The organism is Mangrovicoccus sp. HB161399 (genome assembly GCF_013184745.1).
In the GTDB taxonomy this organism is placed as follows: domain Bacteria; phylum Pseudomonadota; class Alphaproteobacteria; order Rhodobacterales; family Rhodobacteraceae; genus Mangrovicoccus.
This window is the reverse complement of sequence record NZ_JAATVU010000007.1, coordinates 102,422-124,892: the sequence shown is the minus strand read 5'-3', so window position 1 is coordinate 124,892 and position 22,471 is coordinate 102,422. Positions and strand designations below refer to the sequence as shown.

24 protein-coding genes and 2 tRNA genes are annotated in these 22,471 nt (G+C 67.3%); 18 read left to right on the top strand and 8 right to left on the bottom strand.

The features are described 5' to 3' along the window. Positions 1-19: 19 nt before the first annotated feature. On the bottom strand, positions 20-1,618 hold the full coding sequence (locus HCC78_RS05855; RefSeq protein ID WP_172327809.1) for a phosphoenolpyruvate carboxykinase: 1,599 nt from the start codon (positions 1,616-1,618) through the stop codon (positions 20-22). Positions 1,619-1,885: 267 nt separating this feature from the next. On the opposite strand from HCC78_RS05855, the gene HCC78_RS05850 reads away from it, so the two are divergent. The 9 genes from HCC78_RS05850 to HCC78_RS05810 all read left to right on the top strand — a co-directional run bounded on the left by HCC78_RS05850 (position 1,886) and on the right by HCC78_RS05810 (position 9,568). Then, positions 1,886-2,695: a response regulator transcription factor gene (locus HCC78_RS05850; protein WP_172327808.1), complete on the top strand. Its 810-nt coding sequence runs from the start codon at positions 1,886-1,888 to the stop codon at positions 2,693-2,695. 201 nt (positions 2,696-2,896) lie between these two features. Then, positions 2,897-3,556 carry a histidine kinase dimerization/phospho-acceptor domain-containing protein gene (locus HCC78_RS05845; protein ID WP_172327807.1) on the top strand — a complete coding sequence of 220 codons (660 nt, stop codon included), beginning with the start codon at positions 2,897-2,899 and terminating at the stop codon, positions 3,554-3,556. Beyond that, positions 3,537-3,980 carry an HPr kinase/phosphorylase gene (locus tag HCC78_RS05840; protein ID WP_172327806.1) on the top strand — a complete coding sequence of 148 codons (444 nt, stop codon included), beginning with the start codon at positions 3,537-3,539 and terminating at the stop codon, positions 3,978-3,980. The genes HCC78_RS05845 and HCC78_RS05840 overlap by 20 nt, the downstream gene beginning before the upstream one ends. Beyond that, complete coding sequence (rapZ, locus tag HCC78_RS05835) at positions 3,977-4,894, top strand: RNase adapter RapZ (RefSeq protein WP_172327805.1); 918 nt, start codon at positions 3,977-3,979, stop codon at positions 4,892-4,894. The genes HCC78_RS05840 and rapZ overlap by 4 nt, the downstream gene beginning before the upstream one ends. A gap of 6 nt (positions 4,895-4,900) precedes the next feature. After that, positions 4,901-5,341 carry a PTS sugar transporter subunit IIA gene (locus HCC78_RS05830; protein WP_172327804.1) on the top strand — a complete coding sequence of 147 codons (441 nt, stop codon included), beginning with the start codon at positions 4,901-4,903 and terminating at the stop codon, positions 5,339-5,341. Next, entirely contained in the window at positions 5,304-5,582 is a 279-nt protein-coding gene (locus tag HCC78_RS05825) for an HPr family phosphocarrier protein (RefSeq protein WP_172327855.1), read from the top strand. Before HCC78_RS05830 ends, HCC78_RS05825 begins: the two co-directional genes overlap by 38 nt. 32 nt (positions 5,583-5,614) lie before the next feature. Further along, the gene (locus HCC78_RS05820; RefSeq protein ID WP_172327803.1) at positions 5,615-6,487 is read left to right on the top strand and encodes a lysophospholipid acyltransferase family protein; all 873 of its coding nucleotides are present in this window, start codon (positions 5,615-5,617) and stop codon (positions 6,485-6,487) included. Positions 6,488-6,596: 109 nt separating this feature from the next. Then, positions 6,597-8,528: a hypothetical protein gene (locus tag HCC78_RS05815; RefSeq protein WP_172327802.1), complete on the top strand. Its 1,932-nt coding sequence runs from the start codon at positions 6,597-6,599 to the stop codon at positions 8,526-8,528. Between the two features lie 119 nt (positions 8,529-8,647). After that, complete coding sequence (locus HCC78_RS05810) at positions 8,648-9,568, top strand: YhjD/YihY/BrkB family envelope integrity protein (protein WP_172327801.1); 921 nt, start codon at positions 8,648-8,650, stop codon at positions 9,566-9,568. A gap of 4 nt (positions 9,569-9,572) precedes the next feature. Here the strand turns inward: HCC78_RS05810 and HCC78_RS05805 are convergent, their stop codons facing one another. Further along, on the bottom strand, positions 9,573-10,556 hold the full coding sequence (locus HCC78_RS05805; RefSeq protein WP_172327800.1) for a complex I NDUFA9 subunit family protein: 984 nt from the start codon (positions 10,554-10,556) through the stop codon (positions 9,573-9,575). 213 nt (positions 10,557-10,769) lie between these two features. Between HCC78_RS05805 and HCC78_RS05800 the strand changes: the two genes are divergently transcribed. Both HCC78_RS05800 and HCC78_RS05795 read left to right on the top strand, forming a co-directional pair. Beyond that, positions 10,770-10,856: transfer RNA gene (locus tag HCC78_RS05800), tRNA-Leu, on the top strand. A gap of 183 nt (positions 10,857-11,039) precedes the next feature. After that, positions 11,040-11,126 (top strand) — tRNA-Leu (locus tag HCC78_RS05795). Between the two features lie 158 nt (positions 11,127-11,284). Here the strand turns inward: HCC78_RS05795 and HCC78_RS05790 are convergent. Continuing rightward, entirely contained in the window at positions 11,285-11,836 is a 552-nt protein-coding gene (locus HCC78_RS05790; protein WP_172327799.1) for a hypothetical protein, read from the bottom strand. A gap of 340 nt (positions 11,837-12,176) precedes the next feature. Between HCC78_RS05790 and HCC78_RS05785 the strand changes: the two genes are divergently transcribed. From HCC78_RS05785 to HCC78_RS05755, 7 genes are all read left to right on the top strand, one after another. Beyond that, entirely contained in the window at positions 12,177-12,791 is a 615-nt protein-coding gene (locus HCC78_RS05785) for a ribonuclease D (RefSeq protein ID WP_172327798.1), read from the top strand. Between the two features lie 5 nt (positions 12,792-12,796). Continuing rightward, a complete protein-coding gene (locus tag HCC78_RS05780; RefSeq protein ID WP_172327797.1) occupies positions 12,797-13,771 on the top strand; it encodes an SIS domain-containing protein in 975 nt (324 codons plus the stop codon). A 2-nt stretch (positions 13,772-13,773) separates the two neighbouring features. After that, positions 13,774-14,394 (top strand): hypothetical protein, encoded by a 621-nt coding sequence (locus tag HCC78_RS05775; protein WP_172327796.1) that lies wholly within the window; start codon positions 13,774-13,776, stop codon positions 14,392-14,394. Further along, entirely contained in the window at positions 14,391-14,909 is a 519-nt protein-coding gene (locus HCC78_RS05770) for an LptA/OstA family protein (RefSeq protein ID WP_172327795.1), read from the top strand. The genes HCC78_RS05775 and HCC78_RS05770 overlap by 4 nt, the downstream gene beginning before the upstream one ends. Continuing rightward, the gene (gene lptB, locus HCC78_RS05765) at positions 14,906-15,673 is read left to right on the top strand and encodes an LPS export ABC transporter ATP-binding protein (RefSeq protein WP_172327794.1); all 768 of its coding nucleotides are present in this window, start codon (positions 14,906-14,908) and stop codon (positions 15,671-15,673) included. Before HCC78_RS05770 ends, lptB begins: the two co-directional genes overlap by 4 nt. A 279-nt stretch (positions 15,674-15,952) precedes the next feature. Then, positions 15,953-16,531 carry a ribosome hibernation-promoting factor, HPF/YfiA family gene (hpf, locus tag HCC78_RS05760; protein WP_172327793.1) on the top strand — a complete coding sequence of 193 codons (579 nt, stop codon included), beginning with the start codon at positions 15,953-15,955 and terminating at the stop codon, positions 16,529-16,531. 30 nt (positions 16,532-16,561) lie between these two features. Continuing rightward, entirely contained in the window at positions 16,562-17,026 is a 465-nt protein-coding gene (locus HCC78_RS05755; RefSeq protein ID WP_172327792.1) for a PTS sugar transporter subunit IIA, read from the top strand. 6 nt (positions 17,027-17,032) lie between these two features. On the opposite strand, the gene HCC78_RS05750 is transcribed toward HCC78_RS05755, so the two are convergent. The 5 genes from HCC78_RS05750 to cysQ all read right to left on the bottom strand — a co-directional run bounded on the left by HCC78_RS05750 (position 17,033) and on the right by cysQ (position 22,392). Further along, positions 17,033-18,586 carry a beta-1,6-N-acetylglucosaminyltransferase gene (locus HCC78_RS05750; RefSeq protein ID WP_172327791.1) on the bottom strand — a complete coding sequence of 518 codons (1,554 nt, stop codon included), beginning with the start codon at positions 18,584-18,586 and terminating at the stop codon, positions 17,033-17,035. After that, positions 18,583-19,572: a glycosyltransferase family 2 protein gene (locus HCC78_RS05745; RefSeq protein ID WP_371743780.1), complete on the bottom strand. Its 990-nt coding sequence runs from the start codon at positions 19,570-19,572 to the stop codon at positions 18,583-18,585. The genes HCC78_RS05750 and HCC78_RS05745 overlap by 4 nt, the downstream gene beginning before the upstream one ends. A 121-nt stretch (positions 19,573-19,693) precedes the next feature. Next, positions 19,694-20,584 carry a UTP--glucose-1-phosphate uridylyltransferase GalU gene (gene galU, locus HCC78_RS05740; protein ID WP_172327789.1) on the bottom strand — a complete coding sequence of 297 codons (891 nt, stop codon included), beginning with the start codon at positions 20,582-20,584 and terminating at the stop codon, positions 19,694-19,696. A gap of 212 nt (positions 20,585-20,796) precedes the next feature. Further along, entirely contained in the window at positions 20,797-21,597 is an 801-nt protein-coding gene (locus HCC78_RS05735) for a 3-deoxy-manno-octulosonate cytidylyltransferase (RefSeq protein ID WP_172327788.1), read from the bottom strand. After that, positions 21,598-22,392: a 3'(2'),5'-bisphosphate nucleotidase CysQ gene (cysQ, locus tag HCC78_RS05730; protein ID WP_172327787.1), complete on the bottom strand. Its 795-nt coding sequence runs from the start codon at positions 22,390-22,392 to the stop codon at positions 21,598-21,600. Positions 22,393-22,471: the final 79 nt, after the last annotated feature.

Here is a 22,471-nt window from a genome sequence, read left to right as displayed (position 1 = left end):
GAATCCGCGGAGCGGAGGCTCAGCCGATGGCGACGGCCTTCACGTCCTCGTCGATATGCGCCAGGTACTGCTCGAAGTTGTCCGAGAACATCTTCACCAGCTTGGCGGCATTGGCGTCGTAGCCGTCCTTGTCGGTCCAGGTCGAGCGCGGGTCCAGGAGACCGGCATCCACGCCCGGCACGGTGACCGGCACGTCGAAGCCGAAATTCGGATCCTTGCGGAAGGTCGCCTCGTTCAGCGAGCCGTCGAGCGCGGCGGTCAGCAGCGCGCGGGTGGCCTTGATCGGCATGCGCGACCCGGTGCCGTAGGCGCCGCCGGTCCAGCCGGTGTTCACCAGCCAGCAGGTCGCGCCGTGCTTGGCGATCTTGTCGCGCAGCAGGTTGCCGTAGACTTCCGGGCGGCGCGGCATGAAGGGCGCGCCGAAGCAGGTCGAGAACACCGGCTGCGGCTCGGTCACGCCGCGCTCGGTGCCGGCCATCTTCGAGGTGAAGCCCGACAGGAAGTGGTACATCGCCTGCGCCGGGGTCAGCCGCGCGATCGGCGGCAGCACGCCGAAGGCGTCGCAGGTCAGCATGATGATGTTCTTCGGATGGCCGCCCAGGCCGGTTTCGCTGGCATTGGAGATGTAGTCCAGCGGGTAGGCGCAGCGCATGTTCGGCGTCAGGCTGTCATCCTCGAAATCGAGTTCCTTGGTCTCGGGGTCGTAGACCATGTTCTCGATGACGGTCGCGAATTTCGAGGTCGTCGCGTAGATTTCCGGCTCCGCCTCGGGCGAGAGCGAGATCGTCTTGGCGTAGCAGCCGCCCTCGAAGTTGAAGGTGCCGCGCTCGGACCAGCCATGCTCGTCGTCGCCGATCAGCACGCGCTCGGGATCGGCGGACAGCGTGGTCTTGCCGGTGCCCGACAGGCCGAAGAAGATCGCCGCGTCGACCGGGTTGCCCTTTGCGTGGTTGGCCGAGCAGTGCATCGGCATCACGCCCTTCTCGGGCAGGATGTAGTTCAGCAGCGTGAAGACGGATTTCTTGTTCTCGCCGGCATATTCGGTGCCGCCGATCAGGATCAGCTTCTTGTCGAAGTTCAGGGCGATGACCGTTTCCGACTTGCAGTCATGCTTCGCCGGGTCCGCCTTGAAGCTCGGAACGTTGATGATCGTGAACTCGGGGGCGAAGCCGTCCAGCTCCTCGCGCGACGGACGGCGCAGGAGGTGGCGGATGAACAGGTTGTGCCAGGCGAGCTCGGTGACCATGCGGACGTCCAGGCGATGCTCGGGGTCCGCGCCGCCGAAGAGGTCCTGGACGAACATGTCCTTGCCCTTCATGTGCTCCAGCATGTCGGCATGCAGCGCGTCGAAGCCCGCGGGGGACATTTCGGCATTCGCTTCCCACCAGATCGCATCGGCCACGGACTCGGTCTTGACGACGTGCTTGTCCTTCGGAGAGCGGCCGGTGAACTTGCCGGTGGAGACGAGGAAAGTCCCGCCCTGGCCCAGCTCGCCTTCTCCGCGCTTCAGGGCCGCTTCGACAAGCGCAGGCTCCATCAGGTTGTAGTAAACGGTGCCGAGCCCGGTAATGCCCTGGTCTTCCAGCTTGTGCGCCGGGTTCACACGTCCGATGTCCATCTCGTAGCTCCTGAGTTCCGCATACTGCGGGTGAAACGCGTTACGCGCTGGCCGGCCCAAGCGAATGGGACCGCACAATTGACGTACAGGTCGTATAACATGACCTAAAAACCGCTGAATAGGACGGATTTTATGAGTTAGCGCAACCAAATTCATGTTTGCGCAAACTTGATTAATGCCTGCCCCGGTTAGGAATTCGTTTGCAACCGGCGAGGTAGAAAACCCCGGGTGGGAATAGCGAATCACAAGTCTATTTGGGGGTGCATCATGGCCGGTACGGCTACAGGATCGGTTTCTCGTCAGCAGGAACTTCAGCCGCGGATACGCGCCGCCGTGGTCGAGGACGATCCGTCAATTCTGAAGACGGTATGCCTGATGCTGGAGGCCGAAGGCTATGCCGTCGATGCCTATGCCGACGGGCAGGCCGCCTTCGACGGCATGACCCTGAACATTCCCGACATCGCGCTGATCGACCTGGTGATGCCGGGCATGGACGGCATGGAACTGGTCCGGCGCATCCGCACCGGCTGGGATTTCCCGATCATCATGGTGACCGGCCGCGACGACGAGATCGACGAGGCGCTTGGGCTGCGGCTCGGCGCCGACGACTATGTCCACAAGCCCTTCGCCCAGCGGCTGCTGCTGGAGCGCATCCGCGCCAACCTGCGCCGCGCCCGCCGCCACATGCCCGGCATGCCCCTGCCGGACGCAGCTGCCGCCGCACAGCCTGCCGCCGACCCGGAACCGGAGAGCTCCTCGATGGTGCGCGGCGAGCTCTGCATGGACCCGGAACGCCACTCCGTCACCTGGCGCGGGGAAGCGGTCAGCCTGACCGTCACCGAATTCCAGCTGCTGGTGGCGCTGGCCCAGCGTCCCGGCGTGGTGAAGTCGCGCGACCAGCTGATGGATGTCGCCTATGACGACAACATCTATGTCGACGACCGCACCATCGACAGCCACATCAAGCGGCTGCGCAAGAAGATGCGCGCAGTCGATCCCGATTTCAGCGCCATCGAGACGCTCTACGGGATCGGCTACCGCTATTCCCCCCGGCCGGCCGCCGCCGCCGGAGCCTGACTGCCGGGCGCCGCGGCCCGGCCGCGCGCGGCCCGGACCGGCCCCGAAAGGGCCGCCAGAGCCTGACAGTCCGGCCCGCCCGTCCGAATGACGGCGCGGCTCAGGCCCCCGGCCCGGACCTGCAGCAGAAGCGTTGCCCCGCCCGCCCGTCCCGCAACCGGTCCGGTCCAGCGGCCGTGCCCGCAACTGTCGGAAGGCCCCGTGAACAAGCACAACCCGCTTCCGCCGCGAGCCGGCCTGCTCGAGGCCATGGCCACGGCCCTGGCACAGCAGAAATCCGGGCTCAGGGACCTGGTCCATGACCTGCGCAGCCCGCTGACCGCGCTCCAGCTCGGCACCGAGACCCTGCTGGAGAATTCCGGCGGCGGCTTCGAGCAGATGATGCTCGAGCAGATGCTGTCCGATGTCGGCCGGCTGGCGCAGATGCTGGCCTCTGCCAGGGCGCCAGGCGTCGGCGCGCTGGAGGCGCTTCTCGCGCACGACCTGGAATCCGCCGCCGCCGCCGCCCGGTCGCGCGGCGTATCGGTCGAGATGGAGACCCAAGTCCTGAGGGCGAACGCCGCCGCGATCACCGTGCCCGGCGCCATCTGCGTGGCGCAGTCCGCCTGGGCCGCCGCGGCCACTGCCCGGGACGGCAGCCGGATCGCGTTCCGGCTGTTGCGCGACGGCGGCGGGCTGCTCTGGGAGCTCTCCATCACCTGCCCGCGCGGCGCTGCGGACGGCCTGCCTGCCATTGACAGCCTGCTTGCCGCCGATGGAGACTGGACCGGCACGGAGGAGTCCGGCCCGCTGGTTCCGGGCGCTTGCCGCCGCTACCGCCTGAGACTGACCCAAGGACCGGATGCATCCAAGCCCGCCTGACCGCCAAGAGACACGGCATGCCTCGACCGTTGCGATCGACGGCCGCGCTGTCCTGATCGAAGGCCCATCGGGAAGCGGGAAATCCGCGCTCGCCCTGCAGCTCATGGCGCTCGGCGCCGGGCTGATCGCCGATGACGTCACCTTGCTCCGCGCTGAAAATGATCAGATCATCGCCGCAGCGCCGCCCTCGCTGCCCAGGGCCATCGAATGCCGCGGCATCGGGCTGATCCGGGCCGAGCTGGTCCCGCCTGCCCCGGTTGCGCTGGTGATCGACCTTTCTGTCACCGAAACGCAACGCCTGCCCGAAGCCGCGCACATCCGGCTGCTCGGTTTGTCCCTTCCGGTGCTAAAAAAGGTGGATTCCGTGCATTTTCCTGCAGGGATTCTGCAATATGTCACGGGACGGGGGACCTTGCCGGCATGACATCACGCCCAGGACACGCCGAACCGGCCGGACATCACCGGGTGATCTTCGTCACCGGACCGTCCGGGGCGGGACGCTCGACCGCGATCCGCGCCCTCGAGGACATGGGCTGCGAAACCATCGACAACCTGCCGCTGAGCTTGGTGCCCGCGCTGATCGACGGCGCGCCGCTGGGGCGCCCGCTTGTGCTGGGGCTCGATGTGCGCAACCGCGATTTCAGCGTCGCCGCGCTGATCGAGATGATCGAAGCGCTGACCCGCGACCCGGACGTCAACCTGGAGTTGATATATCTGGATTCCCGCGCCGACATCCTGGTGCGGCGCTATTCCGAAACCCGCCGCCGCCACCCGCTGGCCCCGGCCGAGACCGCGGCCGCCGGAGTGGAGCGCGAACTCGACCTGATGCGGCCGATCCAGGTCCGCGCGGATTTCCTGATCGACACCTCCGATCTGACCCCGCACGAGCTGCGCGCCGAACTCGACCGCTGGTTCGGCGGGTCGAGCGCACAGCGGCTGGCCCTCTCGGTGCATTCCTTCAGCTACAAGCGCGGCCTGCCGCGCGGCATCGACATGATCTTCGACGTGCGCTTCCTGCGGAACCCCTACTGGTCGGCGGCCCTGCGCGCGCTCGACGGGCGCTCGGCAGAGGTTTCGGCCTATATTTCCGAAGATCCGCGCTTCGATGCGTACTTCTCGAAGGTCGCGGATCTGGCGGAATTCCTCCTGCCTGCCTATCTGGAGGAGGGAAAGTCCCATCTGTCGCTCGGGTTCGGCTGCACCGGCGGGCAGCACCGTTCGGTTGCGCTTGCAGAAAAGTTGGCGGCCGCGCTTGCAGCGAAGGGCTGGGGCGTGTCTATTCGACATCATGAGCTGGAGCGGCGCGGCATGGTCGCCGCTGCGGCAAGAACCGGGTGACGCAGCTTGATTGGCATCGTTATTGTCGCACATGGGGGTCTGGCACGGGAGTATCTCTCGGCGCTGGAACATATCCTTGGCCCCCAGACCGGCATCGTGCCGATTGCCATTGCCGCCGAAGACAACCGGGAGATGAAGACGGCCGAGATCATCGCCGCCGCGAATGCGGTCGACCAGGGCGACGGCGTCGTGGTGGTGACCGACATGTTCGGCGGCTCGCCCTCGAACCTGTCGCTGCCTGCCTGCGTCCAGGAAAAGCGCAAGATCATGGCCGGGGCCAACCTTCCCATGCTGATCAAGCTGGCGAAGCTGCGCGGCCAGCCGGTCGCGCTGGCGGTTGAATCCGCGCTCGCCGCCGGCAAGAAATACATCAACAGCTTTGACGGAGCGCCGCTTGACGATCACGCCCATGCCGCAACAAACACGGCGGACCCTCGAAATCATTAACGAAAAGGGGCTGCATGCCCGCGCCTCGGCCAAGCTTGCCGAGGTGGTCGAGAACCATGATGCCAGGGCGACCGTGTCGCGCGAAGGCCTCAGTGCGTCCGGAGACAGCATCATGGGGCTTTTGATGTTGGCAGCTTCCAAGGGAACCACTATTGAGGTCGAGACCTGCGGACCGGAAGCAGCAAAGCTGGCCCAGGCCTTGGAAGATCTGGTCGCCAACCGGTTCGGGGAAGACTTCTGATCCTCTGCAAGCCGGGCGGCCGGACCGACAGGATGGATGGACAGGAAGTGGTTGAGAGTTATCAGGACGCCACGGTCGAGGGCCCGGATTACGTTCCGTACGACAAGCGGAAGCTGTCCTATGCGACGACTTTCGACAGCCCGCTGAAGGCGCAGGCCATCCGCGGCATGGAGTGGATGACCGGCAAGCTGACCCTTCTGCGGCTGATTCGGGAATTCGAGCGTTCCGGCGTGCCCGAGGGCCAGGCCTTCTGGCGCCGCGCGCTGGACATCATGGGCATCGCCCTGCACACCCCGCACGACCAGATCGACCGGATTCCGCGAAGCGGTCCGCTGATCGTCGTCGCGAACCATCCGCACGGGCTGGTCGACGGCATGATCCTGGGCGATCTGATCGGCCGCGTCCGCCAGGACTACAAGATCCTGACCCGGTCGCTGCTGACCGGGGTGGACGAGATCAGGCGTTTCATGCTGCCCGTCCCCTTCCCGCACGAGTCCGATGCGCTGCAGCAGAACCTGGAGATGCGCCGCAGGGCGATGGAGCATCTCGGCCAGGGCGGCGCCATCGTGCTGTTCCCCTCGGGCGTGGTGGCTGCCTCGCAGACCTGGTTCGGCCCGGCCCTGGAAGCCGACTGGAACCCGTTCACCGCCAAGATGATCCAGCGCAGCGGCGCCACGGTCCTGCCGGTCCGCTTCCCCGGGCAGAACAGCCGCTGGTACCAGATCGCCAACCAGCTTTCGCCGACGCTGCGCCAGGGCCTGCTGATCCACGAAGTGGTGGCCGCGCTGAACAAGCCCCAGGCGCCGATCGTCGGCACTCCGATTCCGCCCGAGGAAAGCCGAGGCTGGGCCAGCGATCCGCGCGGCTTCGTGGCTTGGCTGCGCGAGCGGACCCTGTCGCTCTGACCTCCTGGACCGGGATTAACGGGGCCTGAACGGCGCGCCCGTGCCGCTCAGGCTTTGATCAGCCGCACCGCCTAGCTTCTCCGGCCATGCACGAACCGGTGGAGCCGACATGACCCAGACGATCACCTCTTCAGAATTCGAGGCCGAACTCGGCACGGCGCCGGGACCGAAGCAGAACCTTCCCGGCCTGGAAGTCGGTCCGATGATGGCCAGCGACATCGGATCAGTGAATATCAGCGAGTCGGTCCCCGCGGTAGAGCTTGCAGCCCACGAGGCCGGCAGCATGCCCTCGCCCTATCTCTACGTTCCGGCGCTGAACCAGCCCGTCCACCCGATGCGGGCGCAGTCCAACAACGGCCAGTGGTTCGAGATGGCGCAGACCGTCGACCTGAGGCATTTCGGCAAGATCGTAGACAACCGCGGCTCCGACATCGGGCCGGCGCTGCGCAATTTCGTGGCCTATGCACGGGAGAAGCGCGGCGGCGCCCTGGTGATCCCGCCGGGCATCTTCTCGCTGGAAAGCCCGGTGGAGGAGACGATCAACCTCCCCGGCGACAACATGAGCCTCGGCATCTACGGCATGGGCACCGAGGTCAGCCGCATCGTCGTCGACGGCGCGAGCGTGTCGCACGGGCCGATCTTCACCGGCGGCAACCGCGCCCCCTATTTCCATTTCGAGAAATTCGCGCTGCTCGCCGATGGCCGCGTCGACGGCCGCCCGCTGACCGCGACCCTGCCGCTGAACGGCGGCTCGCGGCGCAACTGCTCGCTGGTGGTGCGCGACCTGCTGGTGCAGGGCTATGACGCGCACATGAGCTCCGGCGCGCCCTATGACGACCATTTCACGAAGGGATTCGATTTCACCGGCGCCTGGAGGATGGTCTTCGAGAACTGCCACATCTCCGGTCCGCTGGTGAACAACGTGAAGCAGCTGGACGACTGGACCGACAGCTCGGTCCTGTGGCGGATGGAGGACGGGCTGGTGATCGACGGCGCTTATGCCCCGATCATCCGCGACATCCAGTTCTACTTCGTCGCCCGCCCGGTGATCTGCCGCGGCCATCCCGACGGCGCGCAGCCCGCAGGCACCATCGAGGCCGAGCGCGCGCTGTTCCACAACGTGCGGTGCCCGACCTGCAAGATCGCGATCGAGTGGTTCCGCACCGGTGCCGAGCCCGAGCTGGTGATCAGCGACTGCTTCTTCGACTTCCGCGACCACGGGCTGAAGATCAAGGGATCGCGGCTCGGGCAAATCCACCGCAACGCCTTCTTCCAGAAGACGAATACCAACACCTCCTGGGCGCCGCCGGCGGATATCTACCTGGACCACTGCATCGACTTCAACATCGACCACAACATCCATCACGAGGCCGGCGACACCCGCCGCGTCGGCGTGAGGATGGTCGATACCAGCACCGCCACCGGCTATGTCACCGACCGCATCGAGATCCGGAAGAACCGGGTCACCAGCCTTGCCGTCATGTCGACCTATTTCGAGAAGGGTGCCGGCACCGGCCAGGCGGTCTACGAGCCCGGTGCCTTCCAGGGCACGGTCGCGGCAGAGGTCGACGACACGGCAGCGGACGAAAAGGCCTCCCTGAACCTGCGCGAGCCCTACGGCCTGTCGCTGTCGCTCGACGCGCCGGGGCAGCCGCTGGCGGACGGCACCTGGGAGACGCTGGCCTGGACTGCCAAGCTCTCCGCACATGACACCGTCGACGGCGCCTGGGACGCCGCGGCGCCGACCCAGATCGTCATCCCCGAGAACCGCGCGATCACCCGCATCCGCCTGCGCGCGACGGTCGAGTTCGGCCAGGGCGGCGCGGGCCTCCGCCGCCTGCAGGTGCTGAAAAACGGCGTGCCGGGCATGGATCTGAACATCGCCGTGCCCGCCGCGTCGGGCGGACCGTCGATCCTCTCGGGCACCAGCGACTGGATCGAAGTCGGCGGCGGCGACGTCCTGGAGCTTCGGGTGCTGCAGTCGAGCGGCGCGGCGCTGTCCACCGGCAGCTCGACCACGGTGGCCGCGTCCTTCCGCTGACACCGAAGACCGTTACCGAAATGCAGGCGTCCGGAGCTTTCCGGGCGCCTTTTCCCTTGCGTCGGTTCAGGCACCTTCCCGCCCATGCTATCACGGCTGGGTGACAAGGAGGTGCCAGAGTGCTGCAAGCCATCAAGACCGCCTGGCGATTCGCCATGAACATGCAGGCGCGGATCGACGAGGCGAACCTGACGCTGGTCGCGGCCGGCGGCGCGTTCTTCTCGATGCTGTCCGTCTTCCCGGCCATCGCCGCGGTGGTCGCGCTGATGGGATTCATCGCCGATCCCAAGGCAGTCGAGGAGCAGATGATGCTCCTGGAGGGTTTCATGCCCCCGGAGGCATTCCAGATCATCGACAGCCAGGTCCACCGCATGATCCTGACCTCGAACAGCACGCTGGGCTGGGCGACGGCGGTCAGCACGCTGGCCGCGCTGTGGTCGGCACGCAAGGGCACGGACGCGCTGATCCGCGGGCTGAATGCCGTCTATCACGGCCGCTCCCGCAAGGGCTGGCACGCGATGGCGCTGTCCTTCGCCATGACCCTGGCGCTGAGCCTCGTGGCCGTCACGGCCATCCTGGCGCTGGTGGTCGTGCCGATCATCACCACCGTGCTGAACCTGCCCTTCCTTGCCGAGAACCTGCCTGCCGGGCTGCTGGCCTGGGTCAACGGCCTGCTGCTGCAAGTCGCCCGCTGGTTCATCTCGCTGTCGCTGGTCTTCACCGGGGTCTGGCTGCTCTACCGCTTCGCGCCCAACGTGAAGCACCCGATGACCGGGTTCTTCACCCCCGGCTCGGTGCTGTCGATCACTGTCTGGGGCGCGGCGACGTTCGGCTTCAGCTACTACCTGAGCAATTTCGGCAATTACAGCCAGGTCTACGGCTCGATCGGCGCGGTCGTGGCGCTGCTGATGTTCCTCTACATCACGATCTATGTCGTGCTGCTGGGTGCGGCGCTGAATGCCGAGCTGGAACGCTACAACCGCGACCGCGAGGAAGCTGCGCGGGCCTCGCAGGAAACCGACGCGCTGGCGGAAATCTGAGGGCTCAGGCCTTCAGATCGTCCGCCGCATCCTTGAGAATCGCATACTGGCCGTCGGTGCGGAAGCGCCAGAGATAGCCGGGCAGCACGGCGCCCATCGCCGCCGGGGCGAGGCCGAGATCGGCAAATCCCTTCGCGCCTTCGGAGACGACATTGTCGCGGGCCAGGTTCTTCAGCTGGTCGCGGGTCAGCATGTGGTTGACGAAAAGCCCGCCGCTGGCCTTCTGCAGCATGTCGAAGCTCCAGGCCATGCCGCGCGCCGCGAATCCCGGCAGGGACATCACCGCGCGGCGCTTGCGGATCACCGCCAGCATGTCGCGCATCAGCTCGCGGAAGGTCTTCACCTCGGGACCGCCAAGCTCGTACACGCCGCCCTCGGCCTTGCCGAGCAGGTAGAGCTCCGCCGCCGCGGCCACGTCATCGACATAGACCGGCTGGAATTTCGTATCCGCGCCGGTGATCGGCAGGACCGGCCCGAATTTCGCCATGTCGGCGAAGCGGTTGAAGAAGCTGTCGCCGGGCCCGAAGATTACCGAGGGCCGCAGGATCATCGCGCCGGGCAGCGCCTCCAGCACGGCCGCTTCGCCTGCCGCCTTGCTGCGGGCGTATTCGCTGGCGCTGTCCGCATCGGCGCCGATCGCCGAGATCTGCACCATGCGGGAAATGCCCATCTCGGCGGCGATCCGCGCGATCCGGCCGGGGCCTTCGGCCTGCACGGCGCCGAAGCTGTTCTTCCCGCTCTCGACCAGGACGCCGACGCAGTTCACCACCGCATCCGCGCCGGTCAGCACCTCGCGCACCGAGGCGTCGTCGCGGATGTTGCAGAAGACCGGCTCCACCTGCCCGACGACGCCGTAGGGCTTCACGTGCATCGCGAGATTGGGCTTGCGCACCGCGACGCGGACCCGCCAGCCATCCTTGGCCAGGCGCCGCGCGATGTGCCGTCCGACAAACCCCGATCCGCCGAAGATCGTCACTAGTTTCGCCATGGCTCGCCTCCCAGCTCGGTACAGATTCGAGATAGCCGCCCGCGCCAGACCCGACAAGGTGCAACTGGTCGCGCTCTTACCGCGGCAGCCATGGAAGCGCTGTTAACGGCACCGCCCGGCCGGTTGCCAGACGTCGCGGAAAGCCCGAATTTTTTGGCGAATCCGAGTTGACACCCCTCCGGCTCTCCCATAGAAGCCCCCCTCACGACATCGGCCCAGATGGCGGAATTGGTAGACGCGCTAGCTTCAGGTGCTAGTGTCCGTAAGGACGTGGAGGTTCGAGTCCTCTTCTGGGCACCATTTCCCCGACGCGGAAATGGATCAGCTGGACCGATGTCGCCCCCCCCTTCGAAGCGCAGCTAACTCCCCCGGGCATCCGCACTGCGTTCGCCTGACGGACACCTGGGATGGCCGCGAAGATTGTTGTTCGCTCCCCATTGACACCCTTCCGGTCCTCCCATAGAAGCCCGCCTCACGACATCGGCCCAGATGGCGGAATTGGTAGACGCGCTAGCTTCAGGTGCTAGTGTCCGTAAGGACGTGGAGGTTCGAGTCCTCTTCTGGGCACCATTTCCTTCCCCCGAGAGGAAGGAAATGACGGTCGCTCCAAGCCGCCACATCATCCACCGAAATCAGCCATCCGAGCGGCAATTCCGTTGGAAGTCCGGCTGCGCCCGGCCATGCGGTGCGGACGCAGCCTTGCAGGCGGTCAGGGCCGGCCCGGAAGGTCAGTCATCCCGGTCGCGTTCCCTCTCGCGGTCCCGGTCGCGGTCGTCATCTCCATCGTCGCTGCTGTCATCGCCATCGTCGCTGCTGCCGTCGTCATGGCCGCTGTCATGGCTCCGGTCGCGGTCCCTACCGTCGTCGCTGCTGTCGTCATCGCCGTCGTCGTCGCGGCCGCGGTCGTCGTCCCGGTCGTCATCGCTGTCGTCGTCAAACCCCTCGCGGCTCCGTCCGGCAGCGCCGCCGGAGGCGACCCGGACCCGCTCCTCCACCACCTTGCCGTCGCGGTCGTATTCTCGTTCCACCCTCGTTCCGTCCGGCCGCGTTGTTTCCTCCTCGATGATCCTCGACCCGTCGCGGCTGTAGACGCGCTCGGTCTTGCCCGCGGAGCCGGTCACCTCGACATGGATCGTCTCCCCGCGCACGCGGATCTTCGCCTGGTTCTCGTAACCCTCGCGGTAGAGCTCCCGCGCGAGGTCCATGTAGTCCTGCGCCTGCGCCGCTCCGGCGAAGACCAGGAGCGCCGCTGCCGCCGCGCACCGAATTCGAATAGCCATTCCGTCCTCCCTTGCAGTCTGCCGTCCCGTCCCGGGACTGCGTGCCTCTTGTGCCAGCCGGGCATTGACGCTTCCTTGCCCGGGCCGGCCCGGGGGAAGCGGCCGGAGCCGCGGATGCCGCCGGCGCGGTCCGGCAGCGAGGGAGGGTCGCCGCCGGACCGCGCCGGCAAAGGGCCGGGACGGACCCGGACCCTTCATATTTCGTGAATCAGATATAATATGGCATGGAGCCGCCGCGCAATCCGCAGCCGTGCCGCGGTCACTGGAACATGCCGCCCTTAGCGGTCATAAGGATGCAATCCCCCCGCGGGATATCGGGAAACGGACAAGGATCGGGGATTTGGAACATCAAGTGCATGCCGGGGATCTGCCGGACGGGCTCGACCTCGGGCCGGTCGTGGCGATCGACTGCGAGAGCATGGGGCTGATCCCGGGACGCGACCGGCTCTGCGTCGTGCAGATGTCGGCGGGCGACGGCACCGCCCATCTGGTGCAGGTCGCCAAGGGCCAGACGGCAGCGCCGAACCTGGTGCGGATGCTGAAGGACCCGACGGTGCTGAAGCTGTTCCATTACGGCCGGTTCGACATCGCCATGATGTACAAGGCCTTCGGCGCGCTGGCCGCGCCGGTCTACTGCACGAAGATCGCCTCGCGCATGACGCGCACCTATACCGACCGGCACGGGCTGAAGAACCTCGTTTCCGAACTGCTGGGAGAGGACATCTCCAAGCAGCAGCAGTCCAGCGACTGGGGTGCGGAAACCCTGACCGAGGCGCAGATTGCCTATGCGGCCTCCGACGTGCTCTACCTGCACCGGCTGCGCGAGAAGCTGGACCAGCGGCTGGAGCGCGAGGGCCGCACCAAGCTGGCGCAGAAGTGCTTCGACTTCCTTCCGACCCGGGCGCTCCTCGATCTCGAGGGCTGGCCGGACACCGACATTTTCGCACATTCGTGACAGACATGACCGATTCAGACTCCGACATCTTCCTTTCCGCCGGCCGCCGCGTCATCTCGATCGAGGCGGACGCGCTCGGCACCCTGGCCGCGTCGCTCGACGGCAGCTTCGCCGAGGCGGTCCGCCTGATCCTCGCGGCCAAGGGGCGCGTGATCATCTCGGGCATGGGCAAGTCCGGCCATATCGCGCGCAAGCTGGCGGCGACGCTGGCCTCCACCGGCACCCCCGCGCATTTCGTCCACCCGGCCGAGGCCAGCCATGGCGACCTGGGCATGCTGGCTGCGGGCGACGTGGTGATGATGCTGTCGAATTCCGGCGAGACGCCGGAACTGGCCGACATGATCGCCCATACCCGCCGCTTCGGCATCCCGCTGATCGGCGTGGCGAGCCGGCCCGACTCGACGCTGCTGCGCCAGTCGGACGTGGCGCTGGTGCTGCCCAAGGCGCCCGAAGCCTGCGGCACCGGCATCGTGCCCACCACCTCGACGACGATGACCCTGGCGCTCGGCGACGCGCTCGCCGTGGCGCTGATGGAGCACCGCCAGTTCACGCCCGAGCATTTCCGCCAGTTCCATCCCGGCGGCAAGCTGGGCGCGCAGCTGTCGAAGGTCGGCGACCTGATGCATGGCGGCGAGGAGCTGCCGCTGGTCGGGCTGGAGACGCCGATGGGCGAGGCACTGATCGTGATGAGCCAGAAGGGCTTCGGCGTGGTCGGCGTGACCTCCGACTCGGGGCTGCTGACCGGCATCATCACCGACGGCGACCTTCGGCGGAACATGGTCAACCTGCTCGACAAGACGGCAGGCGACGTGATGACCCGCGATCCCAAGACCATCGGCCCCGACCAGCTGGCCGAGAAGGCGGTGGCGCTGATGGACCAGCTGAAGATCACCAGCCTCTTCGCCGTCGATCCCGAAGGCCCGCGCATCGCGCGCGGCATCGTCACCATCCATGACTGCCTGCGTGCCGGAGTCGTCTGACGGTGGCACGGTTCGATAACGCCTATTCGCGCGCTATCGCCGTCGTCAAAGTCGTCCTGCCGCTGGTCGCGCTCGGCATCCTGTCCACCCTGTTCCTGCTGTCGCGCGGCGGGCAGGTCGGCGAGCCGCTGCCCTGGAGCGACGCCGAGCTGGGCGATCTCGCGCGCGAGGAGCGGCTGGGCAACCCGAGCTATGCCGGGCTGACCGAGGACGGGTCCGAGCTGCGCCTCACCGCCTCGCGGCTGGTCCCCGATCCGGACAGCGAGGGCATCGCCCATGGCGAGACTCTCTCGGCCCGGCTGGCCCGTCCGGACGGGATCACGCTCGACCTTGCCGCGCCCGAGGGCATGCTGGACCAGAACGCGCATGTCGCCGAACTGACCGGCGGCGTGCGGGTCGGCAGCTCCAACGGCTATGTCGCGACCATGCCCGGGGTGCGGCTCCTCACCAACCTGACCCATATGGAGAGCCTCGGCCCGGTCGAGGCCGAAGGGCCGATCGGCACGCTGTCGGCGGGCAAGCTGACCGTGACCTCAGAACCCGGCAGCCGGAACGGGACGGTTGCCCTGTTCACCGGCGGCGTTCACCTGATATATCGCCCCCAAGCGACGGAGGCCGAATGAGACATCCCCTGATCCTGACCCTGATGCTGGCCCTGCCGGCGCCCCTGCTGGCGCAGGGCATGGGGGTGAGCCTCGGCGGCGTGGCCGAAGGCGACCGCAACGCGCCGGTCGAGGTGACCTCCGACCAGCTGGAGATGAACCAGGCCGAGGGCACGGCGCTGTTCACCGGCGACGTGCTGGTGGTGCAGGGCGGGCTGCGGCTGGCCGCGCCGCGCATCCTGGTGCAATACGCCCGCCTGCCCGACGGCAGCCTGGGCAGCGATGTCGAGCAGATAACCGCCTCCGGCGGGGTGACGATGGTCACGCCCGGCGAGGCGGCCGAATCCGACGAAGCCGTCTATTCGCCGCTGAAGAACGAGGTGGTGATGACCGGCGACGTGCTGCTGACGCAGGGACCGAACACGCTCAACGGCCAGCGCCTGACCGTCGACCTCGCCACCGGAACCGGGCGGATGGACGGGCGCGTGCGCACCGTGATCACGCCCGGCGGCACCCCGGGGACCGCGCCGCAATGAGCACCGGCGGCGACCTGAACAACCCGCCCCTCGAACGCACCGGCGGCCTGCAGGTGCAGGGACTGCGCAAGAGCTACCGCAAGCGGCCGATCATACGCGACGTATCTCTGGAACTGGAGCGCGGCGAGGTCGTCGCGCTGCTCGGTCCCAACGGCTCGGGCAAGACCACGACCTTCTACGCCATTGCCGGGCTGATCCATGCCGAGGGCGGCGAGGTGCGGCTCGACGGGCGCGACGTGACCACGCTGCCGATGTACCGCCGCGCCAAGCTGGGAATCGGCTACCTGCCGCAGGAGGTTTCGATCTTCCGCGGCCTGTCGGTCGAGGACAACATCCTCGCGATCCTGGAGATCTCCGAACCCGACCCGCATACCCGGCGCGAACGGCTCGAAGAGCTGCTGTCGGAATTCTCGGTCACCCATCTGCGCCGGTCCCGCGCGCTGGCGCTGTCGGGCGGCGAACGCCGCCGGGTGGAGATCGCCCGCTGCCTCGCCGCTCGGCCGCGCTACGTGCTGATGGACGAGCCCTTCGCCGGCGTCGACCCGATCGCGGTCGGCGACATCCGCGCGCTGGTGGCCGACCTGAAGACCCGGGGAATCGGCGTCCTGATCACCGACCACAACGTCCACGAGACCCTGCAGATCGTCGACCGGGCCTATATCCTGCACGAGGGAAAGGTTCTGATGAGCGGAACTGCCGAAGAGGTGATCAGCAACGAAAACGTCCGCCGGGTCTATCTCGGCCAGGGATTCCGCATGTCCTGAACAGGATATGGCAACAAAAACACATATTTTAAACGCATTTTAACGTTTGCGATTGCACTTGCTCTTCCCATGGATGCGTGGATACAGTTGACATCCAAGAGTGAGGTGGAGCCAAATGGCTGCATGTTCGTCGATGCCGATGTCCTCCAATCGTTCCACGGCGCTGCCTGTGCGGTCGCAGCGGATTACCGCTCCCCCAGGTGCCATCCAATCCCCGGCCAACCGGCCCAACACGTGACGGGCCAGGCCGGCCAACAGCCCCAAGTATAAGGAGGTGTTATGAGATACCAAATCAGTGGAAAGCAAATCGATGTCGGTGATGCGCTCCAGACGCATGTCCAGGACGCTCTCAACGAAGTCATGGGCAAGTATTCCCAGCGTCCCACCGAAGCGATCGTGACTTTCTCCCGCGACGCCCACGAGTTCGTGTGCGAAGCGACGGTTCATCTCTCCACCGGGCTGACGTCCCAGGCAAAGGCCAGGGGCACCGAAATCTACGGCGCCTTCGAGGCCTGCCTCGAAAAGCTCGACAAGCAGCTGCGCCGGTACAAGCGCCGCCTGAAAGACCATCACGTCAAGCGCGCGGAGCCGGTTGAAGCTTTCGGAGCTTCGTCGTATGTGATCGCCGCCGAAACGGAAGGCGACGAGCTCGAGGAACCCAACAGCCTCCAGCCCGTCATCATTGCAGAGATGCAGACCCGCATTCCGTCGATCTCGGTCGGCGAGGCGGTGATGCAGATGGAGCTTGTCGGAGCGCCGATCCTGGTGTTCCGCAACGAGGGCACGAGCGGAGTGAACGTGGTGTATCGGCGTGACGATGGAAACATCGGCTGGATCGATCCCAGCAGCACGGTGTGATTGTCGCGGAAACCGCGAGAAAGTGGATAGATGGAACTTGCATCCTTACTGACGCCTGCCGCGGTGAAATCCATCGGCGGGATGACCAGCAAGAAGCGTTTGCTGCAGGAACTCGCGGAGATTGCCGCCGACTGCTACGGCATCAATGCCGATGACGCTGTGGAAGCGCTCCAGGATCGCGAGTCCATCGGTCCGACCGGCGTGGGAGAGGGCGTTGCCCTCCCCCATGCCCGACTCGGCGAGCTGCCCAAGGTGTCGGGCGTCTTCCTGCGCCTCGAACGGCCGCTGCCCTTCGACTCGATCGACCGCCAGCCGGTCGATCTGGTCTTCGCGCTGTTTGCCCCGGATGATTGCGGCGTCGCCCATCTGAAGGCGCTGGCCGCCGTGTCGCGGGTGATGCGCAATGCCTCGACCTGCGCGAAGCTGCGCGCCAATGACGATCCCGACACGCTCTACACGATCCTGACCGATCTGCAGAACACCAAGGCCGCCTGAGGCCGCCTAGCGCGCCGCAAGGCCGCGTGGCAGCCGGGCTCCGGCCCCGCCGCGCCCCAGCGACAGGGACGGGTTCAGCCCGTCATCGCGCATCCTCTCCAGGAACTCCGCCATCTGCGCGGCCTGCGGCACAGCCAGCGAATCCGGCGGCAGGCCCAGGGCCTCGGCGATCTCGTCCGGGGCCGCCAGCGCCTCTTCCAGCGTCCAGCGGCGCAACGCCGCCCGGCGGTCCCCGCCGTCCAGCGCCGCGAAGATCCGGCCTTCGGCGCGCCGGAGCCTGGCGAATTCCTCACCTTGCGCCTCGGCCCCGGCACCCCCCGCCAGCGGCAGCACCCAGCCGCCCTCGACGGCAATGATCCGCGCCAGCGGATCGAGCGCGACCGACCAGGCCGCCTCCGGCGGGCTGTCGGCACCGAATGACAGGACCGGCATCCCGCGATGGTCCCGCAGGAGATTTGCCAGATGCGCCGCCGGGTTGAGCCGCGCCGCCGGACCGAAGGCCGTGTCGATCCAGGGACCCCGGCCGGCATCGCGCAGGATCCGCGGCAGCCCGGGGAAAAGCGGTCCGGCCCCGAATAGCGCGAGATAGGGCACGGTTCCGGGCGGCTCGCCGCGCCGCGGGATGGCCGGGGTCAGCGGCTGCGGCACCGCCGCCCGCGCCGCGATCCGGCGCGCGCCGTCCCGCCGGGACGGGACCGGTGCGGGCAGCTTGCCGAGACGCTCCGCATAGAGCCGGTCCGCGCCCTCCCAGACCTTCCGGACGAAGAAGTAATCCGGCCCGATGCCGCGCAGCTCCGCCGCATGGTCGTCATAGAAAGTCACCGGCCGGCCGGTGCGGTCGAAGGGCGCGAAAGTGAGCGTGCGGCTGACCACGTCGCGTCCGTGGCGGCGCGCCATGCTCTGGAAGAACGCCTCGTCCGGGATCCAGACCCGGCGGAAATAGCGGGCGGACCGCGTCAAGCCGGGATCGGACAGGATTGCCTCCAGCGTCCGGCGGCTGAGGCACCACCATTGCGAGCCGAGACAGGGATCGAGGCCGGCCGGAAGCGCGCGCTGCCATTGCTCCGGCAGCATCCTCTGTACCCGGGTGGCGAGGTCGAACAGCCGGCGCTGTTCGCGGAAGCGGAAGGGAAAGCGCAGGCGGAACCGTTCCTCCTGCAGCCCGCTGACCACCCAGTCCGCCTGCCGGATGCGGACGGATTCGATGAAATCCCGGCCGGGATGCTCCGCCAGGAAGCGGTCGAGCTCGGCCATCGGCCGGAGCGGCAGGCAGCTGCCGGAGATCAGGCAGACATGGGTGAGCTGCGGATGCCGCGACAACAGGGCGAGCGCGCCCCCCAGCGACGCCTCCACCAGTTCCCAGCCGCCCCAGCGCGAGCGCCGCCGGCCGGCCAGCACCAGTCCCGGGATCGCCGCAAGCTCCGCAAGCCGGCGGCGGGACACCGGCGTGCCGCTGTCGACATGCAGCGCCAGCGGCGTGCCCTGGGCGCAGATGTGCCGCGCCACCTGCTCCGCCCGGTCCAGTCCGCCATGGCACAGCATGACGCAACCGGCGGTCATATCCAGACCCCGCGCGACATCAGTCCCAGCGCTTCCAGCTGGCGCCAGCCCGCGAAGCGCAGCGATCCCGGCCCGTGCAGCGCGCCCGGTCGCAATGCCCGGGCCAGGTAGGCCCGGTACTCGACGCAATCTCCGTAATGCTCCTGCCGCGCGGCCTCCTCCTCGGCCCGGGCAGCGAAACCCGGCAGGAATTTCGTGTGGAGCAGCACGCCGGTGGGTGCTTCCTCGCGGCGCTGGTTGAGGCCGCGCGGCAGCAGGTGGTGGGTAGAGCTCACATAGGTCTGGCCGAACTTCCAGCGCACCAGCGGCACCTTGTTCAGGGCCGGCGCCTGCCAGGGTTCGCCAGCGAAGAAGGCGCGCTCGCGCGGGCCGCCCTGGATCCAGTCATGTCCATAGCGCGGATCCCGCTGCGCGCGGTAATTGCCGGCATCGAACCACGGCACCTGTTCTAGGATGCGCCCCTCCGGTCCCGCGGCGCCCGGTCCGCCATAGAGATCGAGCAGCAGCGCCGGGAAGCTGCGCAGGCCGCGCGCGTCCAGCCAGGCGCAGAGTGCCGGGAGAGGGCGGGTTTCCCAGTCCGGGTATACCAGAAGCTCGTCGGCATCGACCGTCAGGCACCACCGGCCGCAGCCATGGCGCCGCTTCAGCGCCGCGAGCCAGTCCATGCCGTAGCGCGACCGCCGGTAGGATCCCGAAGTCCGCCACATCGCGACATCCGGCTGCGCCGCCAGAAGCTCCGCCGCGCCGTCGGTGCTGCCGTTGTCGACAACGAAGAACTGCGCCACGCCGAGCCGGCGGTAATGGTCGAGGAAATCGGGCAGGCGGCGTGCCTCGTTGCGCAGGCAGGCAAAGGCGAGCACCCCCTCGCGGCGGGCGGGCCGGGTCACGGGCGCCAGTTCCAGCCCCTTGCGCCAGCTGCGCAGGAACAGCCGCTGGCGGCGGGTCCGCAAGACCAGCTGATACAGGCATTCATCGACTCGCCGCACACGGGGCCCTCCTCGGCCGTAGCTACGGCGCGGCTGCTTAAGGCCCGGTTTACGCGCATAAAAAACGCTGCCCCGAAGGGCGGCGCATGCAAGGACGTGCGGAATTCCGAAGGGCGCGGAATTACTCGGCGGCGCTGCGGATCGCCGTGAAATCGCGCAGGAACTCGGTGAATTCGTCACGCAGGTCATCGCGCTCGAGGCCGAAGGCAACGGTGGCCTGCAGGTAGCCGGCCTTGGAGCCGCAGTCATAGCGCTCGCCGCGGAAGCGGTAGCCGTAGACGCCGGTGCCTTCGATTTCCTCGGCGATCGCGTCGGTCAGCTGGATCTCGCCGCCGGCGCCGATCTTCATCTCGTCGAGATTTGCCAGCACCTTCGGATCGAGGATGTAGCGGCCGATCACGGCGAGGTTGGAGGGCGCGTCCTCCTGCTTGGGCTTCTCGACCATGCCGGAGACCGAGACCATGTGGCCCATGTCTTCCTTGATGGCGAGCGTGCCGTAGGAGGAGATCTTGTCCATCGGGACTTCCATGGCCGCGACCATGTTGCCGCCGACGCCCTCATAGGCCTCGACCATCTGCGCCAGGCAGGACTTGTCGGCCTTGATCACGTCATCGGGCAGCAGGACCGCGAAGGGCTCGTCGCCGATCAGGCGGCGGGCACACCACACCGCGTGGCCGAGGCCGAGCGCCTCGCGCTGGCGGACATAGGCGATGGCGCCGCTTTCCATGTCGGTGCGCTTCAGCTGGTCGAGCAGCGCGGTCTTGCCCTTGCGCTGCAGCGTGGCCTCGAGCTGGGGCGCCCCGTCGAAGTAATCTTCGAGCGCCGACTTGCCGCGGGACGTGACGAAAATGAATTCCTCGATGCCCGCGTCGCGGGCTTCGTCGATAGCATACTGGATCAGGGGCTGGTCGACCAGCGTCATGATCTCTTTCGGAATCGACTTGGTCGCAGGAAGGAAGCGGGTTCCCATGCCAGCGACCGGAAAAATTGCCTTGGTAACCTTGTGTGTCATGACCTTGCCCTTGTTTACACGCAACTGCACTCAGGTGAACAACGCGGACCGCCTGTTATTCGTTCCATTATTTCCGGTCCCGCCACCATCGTGGTAGAACTAAACTCTCTAGGCAACAGATTTGCAACGCTGGCGTGGCCCTGCGGCGTTGCGGCAGCCGGAACCGGCTGTCCCGGCGGCCTACCTGCACAGCGTCCGGGCGGATGGCCCGCTCAGGCCCCGGCGCCCGATGCCAGCATCGCCTCGATTCGCTCGACGTCGGACGGGTTGTTGAGCTCCCAGAACTGCCGCCCGCGCGCCTCCACCTCGACGCACAGGACCGGATGGCCATGCTCGAGGAAGCGCAGCTGTTCCAGTCCTTCCAGGGTCTCCAGCGTCCCGACCGGCAGGCGGCCGTAGGCCGCCAGCGCCGAGGGGCGGTATGCATAGACGCCGACATGGTGGAAAACCGGGGTCTCGGGGCCGTCGGTGGCCACGCCGTCGGAATAGGGGATCACTTCCTTGGAGAAGTAGAGCGCCATGCCGTCTGCGCGGAACACCGCCGTGGTGCCGCCGACGCGGCCCGCCTTGCGGTCGTCGCGGAAACCCTGGAGCGCCGCGCCGTCGCAGCGCAGCACCGGGGTCGCCACCTCGGCCGCCGGCGTCGCAGAGAGACCCGCGATCAGGTCCTCGACGAACCAGGCCGGGGTCAGCGGCGCATCGCCCTGGAGGTTGACGACGATGTCATGGCCGCCGCCCAGCGTCTCGAGCGCCTCGGCGCAGCGCTCCGTGCCGTTCCGGCAGCTTTCGGAGGTCATCACCACCTCGGCGCCGAAGCCCTCGGCATGGGACCGGATCCGGTCGTCATCGGTTGCGACGACCACGCGGTCGACGCCCGAGACGGCCGTGGCCGCGTCCCAGGACCGGCGGATCAGGCTTTTCGCTTCGCCGTCCGGGCCGCGCAGCTCGACGAGGGGCTTTCCGGGGTAGCGGGTCGACGCGTAGCGCGCCGGGATGATGATGATGGAGCTCATTCAAGCCTGCTGAAGTTCGATCCCCGGCGCGTACGCGATGAAGAACGGGTTGGCATAGTCTTCCTTGCCATATCCCAGCGGCGTGTGATCGTCAAAGCGCACGACCTTGCCGCCTGCCCCGGCCAGGACGGCATGGCCGGCCGCGGTGTCCCATTCCATCGTGCGGCCGAGCCGCGGGTAGAAATCCGCCTCGCCGGTCGCCACCAGGCAGAATTTCAGCGAGGAGCCTGCGCTCTTCATGTCGTCGACGCTGTACTTGCCGATATAGTCGTCGGTGGCCTGGTCGCGGTGCGATTTCGACGCGACCACGCGCAGTGCAGCGGCATCCGGCGTGGAAACGCTCATCGCGACGGTTTCGCCCGGAACGTCCAGCGTGCCGCCGGTTTCCTCGACCGACCGGCCGTCCGCCTTGGTGTAGAACAGGCGTTCCTTGGCCGGGGCATAGACCACGCCGCGCACCGGCACGCCGGCCTCGACATAGGCGATGTTGACGGTGAAGTCGCCGCGGCGCTTGATGAATTCCTTGGTGCCGTCGAGCGGATCGACGATCAGGAAGTTGCCGGCGGATTCGCTGTGGGTGGCGGCCTGCTCCTCGGTCACCAGCAGGACGTCCGGGAAGGCCTCGCGCAGCCCGGCCGAGATATGTTCGTCCGCCGCCTTGTCGGCCTTGGTCACCGGGCTCTCGTCATCCTTCGACTCGACGGCGAAATCGTCCTCGCCGTAGATCCCCATGATGATGTCGCCGGCTTCGAGCGCCAGGCGGCGCATGACGGTTTCAAGCTTTTCGTAATCCATCTCGGGCACTTTCCAAACGGCACGGGTAACGGTTGGCGACGACCCTAGCGCCGCCATTCGCCGGGCGGCAAGCCGGTTC